The 853-nt window shown below is 61.2% G+C and carries 1 pseudogene; it reads left to right on the forward strand.

The annotated features are described in order from the left end of the window. Nucleotides 1-72: 72 nt before the first annotated feature. Nucleotides 73-853, forward strand: a pseudogene (locus QOL79_RS19530) (IS5 family transposase); the annotation flags it as partial.

Raw genomic sequence — 853 nt, forward strand, 5'->3', positions numbered from 1 at the left:
TAGGCCGTGTTGACAAAAGGGATTCCCAAATCCTCCTCCTTCTGATTCAAGACTGCTTTTTGAGGATCAGTCATGGGTCGCGGGGATTTGTCGGATGCGGAGTGGGACCTGATTGGGCCGCTGCTGCCGCCTGAACGTGGTCGCTGGGCGCGGCCGTCGGGCGATAATCGTCGCTTTCTCAACGGCATGCTTCACGTGCTGCGGGTCGGCTGCCCTTGGCGCGACATGCACGAGCGCTACGGCAAGTGGAACTCGGTCTATGTCCGCTTCCGGCGCTGGGCCGAACAGGGTGTCTGGGATGCCCTGCTGCAAACGCTGGTCGATCTGGGTCTGACCGACGACTGGCAACATATGATCGACAGCACCAGCGTTCGCGGCCATGTTTCGGCAGCGGGCGGAAAAGGGGGGCTTGTGCGAACGCTCTTGGTCGATCACGCGGCGGCTTTACGAGCAAAATCCACGCCCGCTGCGACAATCAAGGACTGCCTGTCGGCTTCATCCTGACCGGCGGCGAGGCTTCTGATTACACCGCTGCCGAACCGCTGATGGCGATCCCCGTCGCCACACCCAAGGCGCTGCTCGCGGACAAGGGCTATGATGGTGATCGCTTCCGGGAAAGCCTGCTGACCCGGGGCATCCTGCCGATCATCCCGCCCCGCTCGAACCGCAAGGTGCCAGAGCATCCCGACTATCGCCGTTACAAGGACCGCAACCGCGTCGAGCGCATGTTCGGAAAGCTCAAACAGCAACGACGCATCGCCACTCGATATGACAAAACCCTTCTCTCGTTCGAGAGCTTCCTAAACCTCGCCGCCACGCGGCTATGGCTGAAGTCTTTTGTCAACGCGGCCTA

It is taken from the genome of Sphingopyxis sp. Geo48, from assembly GCF_949769155.1.
Classification (GTDB): Bacteria; Pseudomonadota; Alphaproteobacteria; order Sphingomonadales; family Sphingomonadaceae; genus Sphingopyxis.